The organism is Streptomyces sp. NEAU-174, from assembly GCF_052665095.1.
The window spans coordinates 38,152-53,222 of sequence record NZ_JBQTCE010000022.1 but is presented as its reverse complement, the minus strand read 5'-3'; the positions used below and the strand labels follow the sequence as shown (position 1 = coordinate 53,222).

At 68.1% G+C, this 15,071-nt stretch carries 15 protein-coding genes and 6 pseudogenes; 5 read left to right on the top strand and 16 right to left on the bottom strand.

Going from position 1 to position 15,071, the window contains the following annotated elements:
• Positions 1–116: 116 nt before the first annotated feature.
• A complete protein-coding gene (locus tag ACT2CW_RS43135) occupies positions 117–350 on the bottom strand; it encodes a hypothetical protein (RefSeq protein ID WP_138911707.1) in 234 nt (77 codons plus the stop codon).
• Between the two features lie 323 nt (positions 351–673).
• On the opposite strand from ACT2CW_RS43135, the gene ACT2CW_RS43130 reads away from it, so the two are divergent.
• On the top strand, positions 674–835 hold the full coding sequence (locus tag ACT2CW_RS43130) for a hypothetical protein (RefSeq protein WP_445520558.1): 162 nt from the start codon (positions 674–676) through the stop codon (positions 833–835).
• Positions 836–1,108, top strand: a pseudogene (locus tag ACT2CW_RS43125) (DUF4158 domain-containing protein); the annotation flags it as partial.
• 23 nt (positions 1,109–1,131) lie between these two features.
• Here the strand turns inward: ACT2CW_RS43125 and ACT2CW_RS43120 are convergent.
• A complete protein-coding gene (locus ACT2CW_RS43120) occupies positions 1,132–1,347 on the bottom strand; it encodes a hypothetical protein (protein WP_241787977.1) in 216 nt (71 codons plus the stop codon).
• A 462-nt stretch (positions 1,348–1,809) separates the two neighbouring features.
• Between ACT2CW_RS43120 and ACT2CW_RS43115 the strand changes: the two genes are divergently transcribed.
• Both ACT2CW_RS43115 and argJ read left to right on the top strand, forming a co-directional pair.
• Entirely contained in the window at positions 1,810–1,935 is a 126-nt protein-coding gene (locus ACT2CW_RS43115) for a hypothetical protein (RefSeq protein ID WP_276616780.1), read from the top strand.
• A 327-nt stretch (positions 1,936–2,262) separates the two neighbouring features.
• Positions 2,263–3,420, top strand: coding sequence for a bifunctional glutamate N-acetyltransferase/amino-acid acetyltransferase ArgJ (gene argJ, locus ACT2CW_RS43110; RefSeq protein WP_445520557.1), 1,158 nt, complete (start codon positions 2,263–2,265; stop codon positions 3,418–3,420).
• Positions 3,421–3,450: 30 nt separating this feature from the next.
• Here the strand turns inward: argJ and ACT2CW_RS43105 are convergent, their stop codons facing one another.
• The 10 genes and pseudogenes from ACT2CW_RS43105 to ACT2CW_RS43060 form a co-directional block, all read right to left on the bottom strand.
• Complete coding sequence (locus ACT2CW_RS43105) at positions 3,451–6,501, bottom strand: BTAD domain-containing putative transcriptional regulator (RefSeq protein ID WP_445520556.1); 3,051 nt, start codon at positions 6,499–6,501, stop codon at positions 3,451–3,453.
• 486 nt (positions 6,502–6,987) lie between these two features.
• Positions 6,988–7,371, bottom strand: a complete 384-nt coding sequence (locus tag ACT2CW_RS43100) for a hypothetical protein (RefSeq protein ID WP_241787978.1) — start codon at positions 7,369–7,371, stop codon at positions 6,988–6,990.
• Positions 7,372–7,426: 55 nt separating this feature from the next.
• Positions 7,427–7,816, bottom strand: a pseudogene (locus tag ACT2CW_RS43095) (alpha/beta fold hydrolase); the annotation flags it as partial.
• A gap of 737 nt (positions 7,817–8,553) precedes the next feature.
• Positions 8,554–8,859 (bottom strand): AzlC family ABC transporter permease, encoded by a 306-nt coding sequence (locus tag ACT2CW_RS43090; protein ID WP_445520555.1) that lies wholly within the window; start codon positions 8,857–8,859, stop codon positions 8,554–8,556.
• 441 nt (positions 8,860–9,300) lie between these two features.
• Positions 9,301–9,693: an aminotransferase class I/II-fold pyridoxal phosphate-dependent enzyme gene (locus tag ACT2CW_RS43085; protein ID WP_445520554.1), complete on the bottom strand. Its 393-nt coding sequence runs from the start codon at positions 9,691–9,693 to the stop codon at positions 9,301–9,303.
• A gap of 267 nt (positions 9,694–9,960) precedes the next feature.
• Complete coding sequence (locus tag ACT2CW_RS43080) at positions 9,961–10,152, bottom strand: hypothetical protein (RefSeq protein WP_445520616.1); 192 nt, start codon at positions 10,150–10,152, stop codon at positions 9,961–9,963.
• Between the two features lie 12 nt (positions 10,153–10,164).
• A pseudogene (locus tag ACT2CW_RS43075) lies at positions 10,165–10,450 on the bottom strand (transposase); the annotation flags it as partial.
• Positions 10,451–10,506: 56 nt separating this feature from the next.
• A complete protein-coding gene (locus tag ACT2CW_RS43070; RefSeq protein ID WP_445520614.1) occupies positions 10,507–10,614 on the bottom strand; it encodes a winged helix-turn-helix domain-containing protein in 108 nt (35 codons plus the stop codon).
• Entirely contained in the window at positions 10,615–11,022 is a 408-nt protein-coding gene (locus ACT2CW_RS43065; RefSeq protein WP_445520553.1) for a helix-turn-helix domain-containing protein, read from the bottom strand. It abuts the gene before it with no gap.
• A gap of 85 nt (positions 11,023–11,107) precedes the next feature.
• A pseudogene (locus tag ACT2CW_RS43060) lies at positions 11,108–12,065 on the bottom strand (IS630 family transposase); the annotation flags it as partial.
• Between the two features lie 83 nt (positions 12,066–12,148).
• On the opposite strand from ACT2CW_RS43060, the gene ACT2CW_RS43055 reads away from it, so the two are divergent.
• Positions 12,149–12,694: a hypothetical protein gene (locus ACT2CW_RS43055; RefSeq protein ID WP_164436131.1), complete on the top strand. Its 546-nt coding sequence runs from the start codon at positions 12,149–12,151 to the stop codon at positions 12,692–12,694.
• Positions 12,695–12,869: 175 nt separating this feature from the next.
• Here the strand turns inward: ACT2CW_RS43055 and ACT2CW_RS43050 are convergent, their stop codons facing one another.
• From ACT2CW_RS43050 to ACT2CW_RS43035, 4 genes and pseudogenes are all read right to left on the bottom strand, one after another.
• On the bottom strand, positions 12,870–13,769 hold the full coding sequence (locus ACT2CW_RS43050) for a hypothetical protein (RefSeq protein WP_445520552.1): 900 nt from the start codon (positions 13,767–13,769) through the stop codon (positions 12,870–12,872).
• Between the two features lie 68 nt (positions 13,770–13,837).
• Entirely contained in the window at positions 13,838–13,975 is a 138-nt protein-coding gene (locus ACT2CW_RS43045; protein ID WP_166484362.1) for a hypothetical protein, read from the bottom strand.
• A gap of 191 nt (positions 13,976–14,166) precedes the next feature.
• Positions 14,167–14,410, bottom strand: a pseudogene (locus tag ACT2CW_RS43040) (transposase); the annotation flags it as partial.
• 333 nt (positions 14,411–14,743) lie between these two features.
• A pseudogene (locus ACT2CW_RS43035) lies at positions 14,744–14,896 on the bottom strand (MarR family transcriptional regulator); the annotation flags it as partial.
• Positions 14,897–15,071 lie beyond the last annotated feature (175 nt).

Sequence of the window (15,071 nt, the reverse complement as noted above, 5' to 3'; positions counted from 1 at the left end):
GATCGAGGACGCAGCGCGGACCCTCGGGACGGAGTCCCCAGACCGCTCGGCCGAGCTGGTCGGCTGCCAGTGGCAGACCCACACCGTCCGAGTGGCCAGAAACAACGGATCAGATGTCAGTCCGCCGGAATCGCGCTGGTTATCTGCTGGGTCAAGTGGGCGAAGTGGCGTGCGGCGGGTGGCGGATTGTGAGGCAGTGCCACGTAGACGTCACACCAGGACGCGTCGGTGATGGTGAGGTAGGCCAGACCGGGACGTGCGTAGAAGCGGGCGGCTGTGGCCGGTGCGATGGAAATGCGGCGGCCGGAGGCCACAGCCTTCAGCTCCGCATCGAAAGACAGCCGCCTCATGCAACCACAAGCAGATTGACGAAGATCCGGTCCCTCACGGTCGCCGACCAGCGCTCCAGCTGCGCCAGGAAGCAGATGTAGACGAGTCCGAACAGCAGCCAGTCTGCCAGCAGTAGCGACCGCCAGGCGATGCACGGAGGGGACCACTCTCTGTCCCTGGCCGCGATGCGCGCCTTGCACGGCAAGCTCGCTGTGCTTCCCCTCGGGGTCCCAGTAGTACCCGCCGAGAAAACCACGGAGTAGCCCCTGACCTGGCCCGTTGCCGTGAAGCCGGTGGCTCGTTGGGCCGAACGAGTGAATCCGGCGGCGAGAGGGGCGGGCAGATGGCAACGCGGGTGTTCTCCGGTGAGGAGTTGGAGGCCCTGCGCTCCTTTCCCGCGATCGGCAAGGACGAGCTGATCAGCTACTGCACCCTCACCCCGGCGGATGAGGCGTTCCTGCGGAAGTTCCTGCGTCCCCAGGCGGTTCTCGGCGCCGCGGTGTAGTTGTGCACGCTGCCGTGGCTGGGCTTCGTGCCGGACGAAGTGCCATCGGCACCGCTGGCGGCGGTGGGGCGGCTGGCCAGGCAGCTCGGCCTGCCGGTCGAGGTGGTGGCGAAGTATCTGGGGTGGCGGTCGGCGAAGTCGCTGGAGCTGAAGGAACTGGACGAGTTCCTGCTGGCCCGAGCGATGGAGCATGACTCGCCGTCGCTGTTGTTCCGCCTGGGCTGCGAGTACCTGCGCTCGGCGGAGGTGATCCGGCCCGGCGTGGTCACGCTGCTGGAGAAGGTCGGCACCGCGCGTCAGGCCGCCGAGCGGGAGATCCACGCCCGCGTGGCCCACCTGCTGACCGACGAGCGCGCCCGCGGCTTGGACGGGCTGCTCGTAGTCGAGGCGAAGCTGAAGTCCTCGCGCTTGCACTGGCTGGTCACCGGACCGGTGCAGGTGTCGCCCAACAGCGTGGGTGGCGAGGTCGAGAAGCTGAACCTGCGCAGCCTCGACGCCGACACGCTCGACATGTCCGCGCTACCCGCTGAACGGCGCCGTCACCTCGCCCAGATTGGCCGGCGGCTCGCCTCGCAGGCCCTGGCGCGTCGGGAGCCGAACCGGCGCCACCCGATCCTGCTCACGCTGCTGGCCCAGTCCGCGGTCGACGTCCTCGACTCCGTCGTGCAGCTCTTCGACCAGACCCTCTCGAGTCGGAGTCCCGGGCCCGGATCAAGCTGCGCGACGAACTCGCCGAGCGGGCCGAGCTCTCGGAGGACCGGCTCACCCTGCTGGGTGAGATCCTGCCCGTGCTCGCCGATGTTGGCGTCCCGGACGATGACGTCGGCACGCTGCTGCGCGAGAAGATCGGAATGGATCGCATCCGCGCCGACCGCGAGGGCAAGGCCACACCTTGGACGGCTCCGTACGCAAGGGGTTATCCCGTCTGGACGAGTCCACCCGCACGGAGCTGTACCGCAAGCCCATGAGCTGCCATGCCGATATGGCCCTCCGCACCAGCGAGGGAACCCTACTGGATCTCCGTCCTCGACGGCCACCGCGACGACCCGCTGTTCGCCTATGACCGGGAACTGTTCGACCCCGTCGACCTGCCCACCTAGCAGGTCCTGGCGGAGCTCTCGGAGGCCCTTGACGAGGTGACCGAACTGTTGCACTTGAGGCCGGGCACCCCCCTTATCGTCGACAACTACCGCGCCACGCACGCCCGTACGCCGGTCACCCCCAGGTAGGACGGCAAAGGCCGGTGGCTGCGCCGCATGGACATCCGTTCCGGAGCGCATGACCGACAACGCTGCTCAGGTGGGCGACGTCGTCGGCTTTGTGGGCCGGTGAGGTAGCACCGACCCGAACGTACTCCGAACGGCTATCACCGGGGCGGCCTCGTCGGAGTACGATCACCGCGAACTTCAGAGAGGACCAAGCCCAAGATGACCACGCTGTCCTTACCGCAGGGGTTCCGCACGCACACTGGACGGTCCGGAATCCGCGGCGACCGTGACGACTTCCTAGTCGTGGCTTCCGACGTGTCGGCCGCTGTCAGCGCCGTGTTCACCCGGTCCCGGTTCGCAGGCCCCAGCGTTGTCCTCAGCCGTGCGGCGGCCGCGTCGAAGACCGGCCGTGGTGTCATCGCGCTGTCCGGCAATGCCAACGTCGCCACCGGTGCGGGAGGGCTCAGCGACGCGCGTGAGGTCCGGGCGGGTGTGGCCAGGGCCCTCGGGGTCGCGGACGACGAGCTGCTGATCACCTCCACGGGCCTTATCGGGCAGCGCTACCCCATGCCCGCGGTGCGCGACCACCTCGCGACACTGAGTTATCCCTTCCTCGGCGCCGATTTCGAGGCCGCGGCCAAGGCATTCATGACCACAGACACCCGGCACAAGGTCCGCTCCGCCCGTTGCGGTACGGCGTCCCTGATCGGCATCGCCAAGGGCGTCGGCATGATGGAGCCGAATATGGCGACTCTGCTGACGTTCTTCTTCACCGACGCCAAACTCGATCCCGATGTCCTGGACGCCGTGTTCCGCCGGGTGATCGACCGCACCTTCAACGCGCTCAGCATCGATACCGACACCTCCACCAGCGACACCGCGGCGGTGTTCGCCAACGGCCTGGCCGGTGCAGTGGACGTCACGGAGTTCGAGCGGGAGCTGTTCGGTGTCGCCCTCGACCTGGTCAAGGACATCGCCCGCGACGGTGAGGGCGCCACCAAGCTAATCGAGGTGGCCGTCGCCGGCGCCCGCGACGCCGAACAGGCCCGCCGGGTCGGCAAGGCGGTCGTCAATTCCCCGCTGGTGAAGACCGCCGTGCACGGCGCGGACCCCAACTGGGGGCGTGTGGCGATGGCCATCGGCAAGGGCGAGGAGGACGCGGACATCGCCCCGGAGAACGTCACCATCGGCTTCGGTGACGTCGACGTCTACCCCGACCTGCCCGACAAGGAGCGCCTCGCGCAGGTTGTCGAGCATCTCAAGGGCGACGAGGTCCTCATCAAGGTGCGCCTTGGCACCGGCCACTCCGCCTTCCGCGTGTACGGGTGCGATCTGACCGAGGGCTACGTCCGTCTGAACGCCGACTACTCGACCTGACCGCACCCGTCATCGCCGTACGGCAGGCCATCAGGCCGCGTGCGGCAGTGCTCGCCACGGCAATAGGTGCGCTGGCAGCGTGTTGAGGAACACCACCTCACCGGTCTGGGCCACTAGCCTTCGCAGGCGCCGCAGATGGGCGTGGGCCTCGCGCGGGTGTCCGGCGACCCGCTCGGCGTCGGACACCAGCGCGAGGCCGAGCGTGATGAGCCGGGTACCTGCCAGCTCTTCCCGGGCCAGGGAGCTGAGCGCGGCGGCGAAGTCGGCCGAACGCGCCGTGCCCCGCCGGGCGTTCGCCCAGAGCAGCACGGCATCGATCAGCCACTGCCAGCGGGACGTCCACTTCCGCTGGATCGGCTCGACGGCCGCGATCGCGTTCCGCCGGGCCCCCTCGGGGTCGTCCTCGAAGACCTGCAGGACCGCCTCGTAGGTATGCGCCAGGCTGGTGGCCACCGGCCTGGCGCCGTGACACTTCAAGCGCCAGATCTCGGCCATATTCTGCCAGGCCTCGTCCGTGCGCCCCCGCAGCCATTGGATCACCGCCTTGTTCAGCCGCGCTTCGAAATGCAGCCATCGGGCGGTAATTGCGCCAGAGTGTGCCGCCGTCCCGCCATCGGCTACGGCGAGCGCGTCGTCCATCGAGGCCTGGGCCTCGGACAACTTGCCCCGGGCATAGTGCACGCGGCCCTGGCCGTAATGGGTGACGAAGTCCAGGTATGGGTCATTCTCCTGCTGCGCTGGGCCCGACCGGGGCGAGACTGTCGCCTCTGCGGCGGACAGGTCTCCGCGGGTGATTTGGTCGATCAGGCGGCTGGGCAGGATGACACCCGCCTGCGGGGAGCCCAAATAGCACCCGAGTTGCTGCACACGGTCGCGCAGTGCGTCCCGGGACACTGGCGCGGTCCGTTGGACGACATTCAGCAGATCCAGGCGTCGCAGCTGTACGTTCAGCTCCGCCTGTGCGTACCGCTGGTCGCCGGCGGGAGTGTGCAGTATGTCCGCCAGGAGGTCCAGCCAGTCCAAAGCCACGTCGTACAGTCCAAGCTTGACGGCCTTCTCCACCTCGTCCAGAAGCGGCCGCAGGACCTGTGCCGGGGGCGCCGACCGCAGGGCGGCGCGGGAATGGGCGCGGATGGGGTCACGTATGTCGGAGAACCGGGCGCCGTTCAGCAGGGCGGGCACCGCCTTCCAGTGCAGTTCCCCTAGCTCACCGTGGGACAGGTTGCGGCGCACCGTGTCCCGCAGCAACGGGTGGACGAACTCTAGGCTCAGCCCTCCGGACGCCCGGGTCAGCAGGCCGCCACGGATCGCCTGCTGGATCGCCGGACCGGCGCCGTCTTCACCTCCGCCAACGACCTGACTCAGCACGGACTCGGTGCAGTCGTCGCCGAGCACAGTGCACGCTCGCAGGACGCTGTTCACCAGCCGGGGGAGCAGGGCTAGCCGTTCGAGGACGACTTCCTCCAGGGTCTCAGGCAGCAGGCTCTCCACGGCAGCGGCGGACATATCGGGGTTGAGCTGTTTCAGCATTGCGACCAGGAAGTACGGGTTGCCGACCGTGCGCCGGTGGAGGGCGTCGGCCACGGTGTCGGTGGGGTGCCGTCCCGCCGCCCGCGCCAGCTCGCGGCTTTCCGCGGCGTGCAGACCGCTGAGCATGATTTCGTCGGAGACGGGCAGCTCGCGGATCGCGGCCAGCAGAGCCCGCACGTTCGGGTCGGCGCTGGCCCGGAAGGTGCGGGAGGTGGCGACGAGCAGCAGCCGGGAGTCGGCGAGCTGGCTGGCAAGGAGGCGCAGTAGCCGTAAGGAGGCGACGTCAGCCCAGTGCAGGTCCTCTATGACCAGCACCAGCGGCCTGCGGCCGAGAGTCAGGAGCGCCTGGGCCACAGCCTCCTGGACAAGGAAGTCACCGATCGGGTGCGGCGCGCGCGGAATGTGGCCCGGGGTCCCCTGCCAGCCGGGCAGCATGGCGATGAGCGTGGCGCGGACATCGGCGGGCAGCGCGTTGATGGTCTGTGGCCAGCGCTCGGCAGCGGCCCGCAGCACCTGCTTCCAAGGCCAGTGCGTGGGCAGACCCTCGGCCTTCGGGCAGTTGACGGTGAAGACGTCGATCTCGCGCTCGACGCAGTGGCGTCGGAACTCGCGCAGAAGCGTCGTCTTTCCGCTGCCGCTCTCCCCGAGCAGGCTCACCACCCCGCCTCGGCCCTCACAAGCCCGGTGGACGGCCGCCCGCAGGACTTCGAGCTCCTGCTGTCGCCCGATGAACGGCATCTGCCCGAGCGCCGGGGCATTCTCGATGGGTTCCGCCGCCGGGGAGGGGGCCGCCGGGACGGGCACCTCGGCCGGCGCCAGCGAGGGCGCCTGGCGCAGGATCTCCTCATGGGTGCGCCGCAGCTCGGGGCCGACGTCGACGCCGAGCTCCGTAGAGAGGTAGCGGCGGGTGCGGTCGAAGAGCTGCAAGGCGTCCGCTTGGCGGCCGTCGCGGTACTGGGCCTGCATCAGCAGCCGCACCAGTCGCTCGCGCGCTGGGTGGTGCGCCGCCTCGACCTCCAAGTCGTGCAGGATCTCCCCACTCCGACCCAACTGCAGGGCGGCCTCGGCCCGCCCTTCGACGGCGGACAGCTTCAGCTGGCACAGACGCTGCGCCTCCTGGCAGGCGAAGTCGTACTCGGACAGGTCCTCGAACGGAGGCGCGGTCCACTCCTGCAAGGCGGCCGACAGCAGCGTGAAGGCATGGGCCCGGTCGCCTCCTCGCTCGGCCGCGAGTCCCCTTGTCACCAGCCGCTCGAAGCGTACGGCGTCGATGTTCTCGGGGGCGACGTCGAGGACGTAGCCGTGGCTGCGGTATTGGAGGGTCAGCTCCGAGCCATCAGCGAGTGGACGGTGGACGATGAGCTTGCGCAGCCGGGACACGTACGACTGGAGTGTAGTGACCGCGTGGTCGGGAAGGTCGATTCCCCATAAACTTTCGAGGATGGTCGGGATGGAGACGACTGTGCCGACCCTCATCACCAGCAGGGCGAGAACCGCGCGGCGGCGGGGCGGTCCTATCTCCAGAGGCTGTCCGGTGAACTGTATGGTCAACTTTCCAAATACACGGATGGCCCCCTCGTGACGGAGCGGTAAAGCCGTGTCGTCCTGATGGAGAGAGGTTGGGGCCGACGTGATACGTGCTGACATGCTGTTTCTCCTACGGTTCCGGTGCGGGGCGCCACCGGTTGGGTGTGTGGGGGCAGCGTGCTGTGTGGGAACGGCGCATGTTCACAGGGCTTCCGGAGCAGGCTTCTGGGGACAGCAATCCAGCATGCGCGATCCATGGCCGGAAGGGTTTCGAGATACGGAATTGTGAGGCAGGCTGTCGAGTTGCTTACTCCCAGAAGGCGGAGTGTCGGCAGGCGCGCTTCCGGGGGGCACGATCGTCTAGCGGCTATTGGTATGCGATCCAGCAAGCGGCTGAGGGCGCTGGCGACGAAGTCGCGGTCCGCCGCCGTTGCCCCCGAGGTGGCCCCAGACACCGGGAATCACGCTCAGCGCGGAGCGCGGGATGATCCCGGCCGTTGCGGCCTCGTCCTAGGGCGCGAAGCGCTGGTTGCGCAGACCGGGCAGCGACGCTGTGTCGGCCCGCACGGCTTCGAGCGCCGTCCGCACGCTCCCGCCGCGCCCGCGGGTCGCGCCGACGTCGCTGCGCTCCCAAGTGCCGGCCATGACCAGCAGGTCGTCGACGTTCCGGCTGGTGAAGAAGGCGTCCCAGAAGCCGGTGAGATAGGCATCCCGGTCTGCAAACCCCAGCTCCCGGTAGCGTCGCTTCGCCCAGAATTCGTGGGAGGCTGTCCAGCCCGCGGGCACCCGGGCCGCCGTCCGCGGCCGCCGCTTCGCGGGCCCGCCGCCGCGCAGCGCAGAGCCGAGCGCGGACAGGAAAACCCGGGTGGGCCCCGCTGGTGGTGGCGGAGCCACAGATCGGCGCGAGCCGGGCTACCAGCTGCGGGTGTGACACCGCGCACTGGTAGGCGTGCGTCGCCCCCATCGACCACCCGGTTACCAGCGCCAGCTCGGCGGCGCCTAACTCCCCAGTGACCAAATGGTGCTGGGCGACGACTCTGTCCCGGGACGAAATCGCCGGGCACCGGTAGCCGCTCGGATGGTTACTCGGAGAGCTGGAGAAGCCGTTGCCGAACAGCCCTGGTGCGACCACGCAGTGGCGGTTGGCATCCAACGGCTGCCCGCTGCCAGTGAGCCAATCGTAACCGGTGTGGCCGCCGCCGAAGAAGGTGGGGCACAAGACGACGTTGTGCCGGTCGGAGGCGAGCTGCCCGTGCAGAGCGTAGGTGATCCGCGCGTCGTGCAGGATCTCTCCGTTTTCCAGGGGCAGGTCGCCCAGGCAGTAGATGTCAAGAGACATGGGGGTCTCCTAAACAGTGATGGACACATGGGTGTGCTGGGCAACGGAGGGTCAAGAGCGTGCGGGGACTGGTGGGCGAGGCTGTCACCTTGCGTGGGGCTATGGTGACAGAGGTGTTTGCTCATGGCCTGATCGGCGACTGATCAATACACGTCGGTTCCGTGCCGGAGCAGATTCAAGCGATTCCGCACAGCCGCCACAGAGCCGTGGCGCCCGCGCCCGCGACCACCATGACCGCGAAGGTGGTACGGCGCAGGGCGAGGACCAGAGCGACGGCGACCCCGGCAGGCCGGTTCCACCCTGCGAAATACCACGGAAGTACCCCGGCCTCGGTCAGTGCGCCTGTGACACACAGCGCGGTCGGTCAGTGGGACAGCGGCCATGATGGGCATGATGGGCAGCAGGCGTACGACAGTCGCAGGCAGCGTCAGCCGGTGGTGCAGCAAAACAGGTCGGCGAGGTGCGTGAGATACGTGCGGGGACGGAGAGAATCATCATCGGGGCGTCTCTTCGCCGGCGTTCGGCACCGAGTCGTCGCGGGTCAGCGAGGTCAGGGCGGGGAGGGTGAGCGCGAGCAGGCCAGCGGGGAACGCGGTGTCCAGGCCCTAAGGCGTTCGAATCATCGACGCTGCCCGCGAGTAGTACGCCGACGGCCGTGCCGCCGTCCCAGGCGAAGGTGGGCGCGATGTGCCGCAGGCTCAGAAGGCGCCGGGGGCCGCGCGGCCCCTCCGGCCGGCTCAGCGCAAACGCCACCGACTCGTCGCTGATGAGCTGGCTCCCTGAGATCCGCGCCCGCCAGGTGTCGCCCGGGGTGTCGTGAAGGGGGAGGCCGAAGGGCAGATGACGGGCGCGTTCAGCAGGAGCCCGCCGACCACCGCCGCGACCGAGTTGCCCACGGCCAGCAGCCCGACGGACAGGAATTGGGCGCCACCGGCATGAATGAACACCGACATGGCGATCGCCAGCCAGCCCGGCACTCCGGAGGCGACAGCGATCGCGCCGAAGGAGACCCCGATGGCGGCGGCGCTCAGTGTGCTGAACACATCTCTCGGCCTGTGGGCGTTTTATGCTGATTCGCGTGCAGTAGGAACGAGGGGCTCCCGCATCACGACGAGGCAATGGAAAAGGCGGTGCCCGGTGCCACCAGGGCCCCCGCCTTGTCGAGCGGCTGGGCGGCGGATTCGTGGGCGGGCAGCGGAGTGGCCCAGTCGATCCACGCGAATCCGAACCAGCCACCCTCTGAGGGGTACGCCTCCAGACTGGCCCGGCAAGCCGCTCGATCATCGGCTTCCAGGTCACCTGGAAGTGCTCCGCGCCCGAACTCGCTGTACTCACGGTCGCGTCGCCCTCCTACAGCGGCGTGGCGGCGCACACCGTCGTGCGCTCCACCACCCGGCGTAGCTCTGCGGTTAGCGTGGGCGGCGCCACGCAGTGCCCCAGCCGCCAGACGGACATCTGGGACTTGAAGAAGCTGCCCACCGCGATCAAGTGCTCGCGGGCTGCAAGACAGGTCCAGCGGCGAGGTCATCTCGCACCGCCCGAAGACGAAGCTGTCGTACCTCGTTGGTGACACAGACGAGGTCACGCTGGACGCAAACTTCCACGAGCGCAGCGATCTCGGAGGCGGAGAAGACGCAGCCGGTGGGGTTGTGCCGCGTGTTGAGGAGGATCGCCCGGGGGCGCGAGGTAATCGCGGCTCGGACGGCGTCGGCGTCGAGCCGCCAGTCGCCGAGGGTTAGCGGCACCGGGCGGGGCACCACACCAACGAGCCGGATAGCGCCCGGGCAAGACTCGAAACCAGGGTGCCGGTACGAGGACTTCGTCGCCTGGGTCGGCACAGGCCAAGAGCGCCGCGAGCAACGTCTTCTGATGCTCATGGACAACCACGGTTTCGGCCGGGCTTGAGCCCGAAAGGACAACCGGTTTGACTCCCTTGCCTGTCCCTTGCCCCAGAACGCACGGAAGACAACAATGGGACCGCCCAGCGGACTGTCGAAGAGCCATCGTGATGACGGAGGTCCGCGGTGGCCACACAGGTCACCGGAGCTGGTTCCCGCCGGACAAAGTTCGAGAAGACGTGCAATGAAGCCGACCGACGCCGAACATCTCATCCGTAACACCAAAGTCGTCTACTGAGGATTTCGTTAGTTCTGTGGTGAGTGGTTATGAATTATCAGTCCCGTGTGGGTGAGGAAGGACCATGGGGGAAGTTTGTCGGAGCAGACCCGGTGGATGCCTCGTTCGGTGGCATCGGCGACGTCGGCGAGGTGGTCGCCGGTGAGGTTGGCCAGCTCACGTGTTTTGATCGCCGACCACAGCAGTTCCACTGGGTTCAACTCAGGTGCATAGGCGGGCAGCCGTTCCAGCGTCAGCCAGTCCTGTCCGGCAGTGCGCGGACAGCCCGTCCCACACCAGCACCACCGGCTCACCCGCATAGAACGCTTTGACCTGCCGCAGCACTTCGATTAACGCCATGGTGTCGTAGCTGCCCGGCTTGAGGTGGAAACACAGCCGCGGACCACGGCCGGCGTCCGCGGCGTGATATCCCAGAGCGGCGGCCATCGAGGCGCGTTTCCAGTTCAGCCGGTGCCGCAACGTCGGGGTCCGGCCACGGGGCGCGTAGGTCCGGCGCACCTGGGGCAGCAGCGACACACCCGATTCGTCGAAGAACACGATCCAGGCACGTTTCTTCACTGCCCCCTTTTGATGCGTGGCCACTCATAGGCGATCCACCGGGCGATCTCGGACTCGTCCCGCTCGACCGCCCGGCGCTGGGGGCGCTGCAGACTCCAGCCCAGTCACCCGGTCAGCAGGCGCCACACCGACGCCCGTGCCAGCTTCACCCCACTCACCCGCTCCACCACCAGCCCGACCCGCTCCAAGGTCCATAAATCGGCCTCGAACCCGTGCGCCTGGGCGCCCTGCTCCAACGCGGCCCGCACCTGCTCGACCTGGGCGTCATCAAGCTTGGGCGGCCGCCCCGTGGCCGGAGACCGCCGCAGCGCCGGGGCCCCGCCCTGTTCCCACTGGCGCTTCCATCGCCGCACGCTCTCGGGACTGACCCCCGGCATTCCCGCGATCTGCGCATGGGGACGCCCCTGCTCGAACAACTCCACCGCTCGCATGCGTCGGGCCTCGGCCAACTGCGGTCGCGTCAGCGGCGGAACGGAGACATCGGAAACAACGGACTGAGACTCGGAAAGCACGCCAAGATACTCACACCGCAAAGCGCCCTACACCCACAGAACTAACGAAAACCTCAGTAGTGTGCTGCGCCAGAAATTCTGAGGGTTAGTCGGTGCTGGTTGGGGCGATCCTGGCCAGGTAGTCAGCGAGGGAGTGCAGGATTTCGTCGGCGGTCTTGGTCCAGGTGAAGGGCCTTGGGCCCGAGTTCCAGGTCTCGATCCAGTCGCGGATGTCGTTCTCGAGACCCTGGACGGAGGTGTGGACGCCGCGGCGGATGAGTTTGTCCGTCAGCAGGCCGAACCATCGCTCGACCTGGTTGATCCAGGAGGAGCCGGTCGGCGTGAAGTGTGGACGTGGAAGCGGGGGTGCCGGGCGAGCCACTTCTGGATCTCGGGGGTCTTGTGGGTGACGTAGTTGTCGCAGACCAGGTGAACGTCGAGGCCGGCGGGCACGGCCCTGTCTATCCGGGTCAGGAACTTCTTGAACCCCACCGCCCGGTGGCGTCGGTGGGTTCACTGATGACGGTGCCATCAGCGATGTTGAAGGCGGCGAACAGGCTGGTGATGCCATGCCGCAGGTAGTCATGGGTCCGGCGTTCGGGCATGCCCGGCATCATCGGCAGCACCGGCTGGGACCGGTCCAGCGCCTGGATCTGCGCCTTCTCGTCCACGCATAACACCACCGCCTCCTCAGGCGGGTGGTGATAGAGGCCGACGACATCGACGACCTTGTCGACGAACTGCGGATCGGTGGAGAGCTTGAAGGAATCCTGCACATGCGGCTTGAGATCGAACCTCTTCCAGATCCGCCCGATGGTGGACTTCGACAGGCCGGTGCGCTCGGCCATAGAGGCCCGCGACCAGTGCGTGTCCTTGCCCGGCATGGCCTCCAGCGTCGCAACGATGACGTCTTCGACCTGGTCGAGCAGGATCGAGGGCGGCCGGCCGGTTCGCGGTTCGTCCTGCAGGCCGTCGAGGCGATCGGCCACGAAGCGAGCCCGCCAGCGGTACACGGTGGACTGGTCCACTCCCAGGTCAGCCTCGACCTGCTTGTTCGTGACGCCCTTAGAAGGGTGAAAACACTCAAGCGCGCCATGTATGGGCGGGCCTCGTTCGAACTCCCCCGGACCCGCATCCTCACCCAGCCGTGATCGTCACCAAGCCCGGGCAGAGGGTGGTTTTCGAGAAACCGGTCGTGGCACGGCACCCATCTACCAGGGTGTATGGCATGGATGGAGTTGCTGGAAGCACGGTTCTCGCCTTGATCGGTGTCTCTCTCGGGACCGCGGGGACACTCGTAGGGCAGTACCTGGCGACGCGCGTCGAGGTGCAACGTGACCGGCAACAACGCAGAGACGCAGGGCGCGCTGAGCGCAAAGAGGCGATCTCGGGATTCCTGGCTGCCGCGCAACGCGTCGAACTGGTGCTGGATCGCCGAGAACTTGGTCTTCCGGCTCCTGAAGACCCTGCAGACGAGAGACTGCACGACCTGTGGCTGGCGAAGAAGGCCGTCGAGCTGACCTGTTCGCATGAGACAGCCCAGGCCGCCCACGACTACACCAAGACGCTACACGCACACATGCGCAACGCAATTTCGCCTGGACAGGGTGCCACCAAACGTGAATGTCGCCACGCCTTCATGGAAGCGGCGCGGGACGCGTTGGAGAGCTGCCGCCCGAGGATCAGGCGATGACACTCGCGCATAGGTCGTCCGTGACTCCACGACGGACGCGATCTTCACCAAACTGCGGCCAGAGCTGAATTCAGAGATCCCCATTAACCCGTGTAGAGAGGTCCCGGCAGGCCATGTGTGGCCCGCCGGGGCTCCCTGCGGCCTGCTGCTACGGGGGAGACAGCAGGCTGCTTACTCAGGCGGCGCCGGTCTGGTCGACCTGCCGTAGTGCGTCGGACAGCTCGCCGGGGTCAACGAATCGAGGCCGGGTGGGGTGCGGAGTGCTGAGCCACGTGGCGGAGAGGGATCCGCGCTGGCCTGTCGGCATGAGCAGCCACGAGCCCGTTGTCAGGGAGCGGGTGCCCTGGGCCGTGCACCGGCGGGCGGTCCCAGCGGGGACGTGGACGATGAGCTCCTGGCGGATGTAGTCCGCCAGGACTGGGTAGCCGCAGTTGATTGGGAGGCTGAGGCGGGTGAGTACGGCCAGGCCGCGTTTCAGCGGCGCGATGACGATGGCGTCCCACTCCAGGCCGCAGTCCACCAGCCTCGTGACGTACGGCGAGGAACCCCACAAGCTCCGCGCGGCTTCCTCCGGCTCCACGACGTGGAGGCGGCCGCCGGGTAGGTCAGCGGTGTAGCGGATGGCGACGGGCAGGGCTGGTTGGTGGGCGCGGGTGGCGGCTACGGCGGCGCAGGCTCCGGTGCCGCAGGCGCGGGTCTCGCCGACGCCTCGTTCGTGGACGCGCAGTTGGAGGTGGTGGGGGCCGCAGGTGGTGACGAACTCGACGGTGGCTCCGTGCGGGTATGCGGCGGCGGGCGTCACGGTGGGAACGGTGCGCAAGTCTCCGGCGAGCGCGGTGTCCTCGAGGAAGACGACGGCGTGGGGGTTGCCCATGTCGACGTGTACGGCGGGCCAGGTGCGGCCCGCCGCGGTGACCTGTATGCCGCGGGTGCTGGAGAGGCGGGGGCGTCGCATGTCGATGGTGACCGGTCCGGTGTGGTCGTCGGGGACGTGGACTCTGCGGGTTCCGGCGCGGGTGGCGATGAGCAGGGCGCCGGGCCGGTGCAGGCCGGTGTCAACGAGCGCCCGCCCCACTCCTGGCGCAGTCCTTCGGTGAGCTGGTAGAGGCCGGGCGAGTAGCGGCGGTAGGTCTCGTCGTAGGACTACTTCAGGCAGGTGAGCCGGTCCTTGGCGCGGGCGTCCAGCCGGAAGACGGCGGGGCGGACGCCGTCCCGCAGGCACGTGGCGCTGAGCGTCCCGGCAGTGACCAGCTGCCAATACCGATTCCCTGCGCTTCTCACTGCGTGACCGCGATGGCGCCGCGTGACCTGCGGCTATGACTTCTCGAGCGGCACAGGGTCTCGCATCGAACCGCTTACCGGTCAGCCTCCGCTGACGGGCTGACGGCGTGCGGCCGTCTCGACGATGGCTGAGCACCACGCGAGGTCCGCAGCGTCGCCGGGCGCCTTGGTCATGGCGTCGAGCCAGCGCTGCCAGAGGTCCGCCTTGCTCCATGCCGTGAAGCGTCGGTGCGCGGTGGAGTGCGAGACCCCGAACTGTGCGGGGAGTTGCTGCCAGCCACAGCCGGAGGTAAGGACATACACGACGGCGGTGAATGCCGCCCGTTCGTTCGCGGAACCGGAGGGCAGCAGCGGCTCGGCCACGGCCCACAGTGCGTCCGAGACGAGATGCCGTGCCAGCACCGGGCTCAGTGTGGCGGAGCGGCGGTTGCGCATCTCCTCGTTGTCCGGCGCCGTCGACGCCGCCGGCTCGCCGGCTGCCGGGCCGTCCCCTTCCTCGGGCTCTGCCGCGTGGTCCGTCGACCGGCCGACGTTCTGGGACCGGTACTTCCGCCACCGCGCCAGCAGGTCGTGGTGGTTGCTTCTGACCCAGCGCATGTAGTCGCGCATATTGCTCAAGCGGCGGCGGGGCGTTTCCTCCTCGGGGCCGAGCAGGGTGATGGCCTGCGTCGCGAGCTGTTCCTGGCGGTCCAGATAGCGGCGTTCACCGGCGAGGAAGCTGCCCCACACATCATCGTCGACGCGGAAGTAGTGGCTGCGCTGCCCCGGCACGGCATGCCGCCTGATGAAGCCCGACTCGACCAGGCGGCGGGTCGCCAGTGAGACGGAGCCGGCGCTGACCTGGAGGGCGCTGGCCAGTTCCGCGGAAGAGACGTATGGGACATCCGTGATCATCAGGTAGGCGATGATACGGCCGTCCATCCGGCTGCTTCCGGCCGCTTCCCATACCAGCCCGATCTCCTCCACGAACGACTCCCGGCTCCAACCGCTCCCACTCTCGCGAGATCCGGTGGTGCCGTGTGTGTCGTGCGGGGTGCTGGCTGGAGCGTCACCGGGCATTGATTCCTCCGTGTAAACATTCATCTCATGCTAAAAG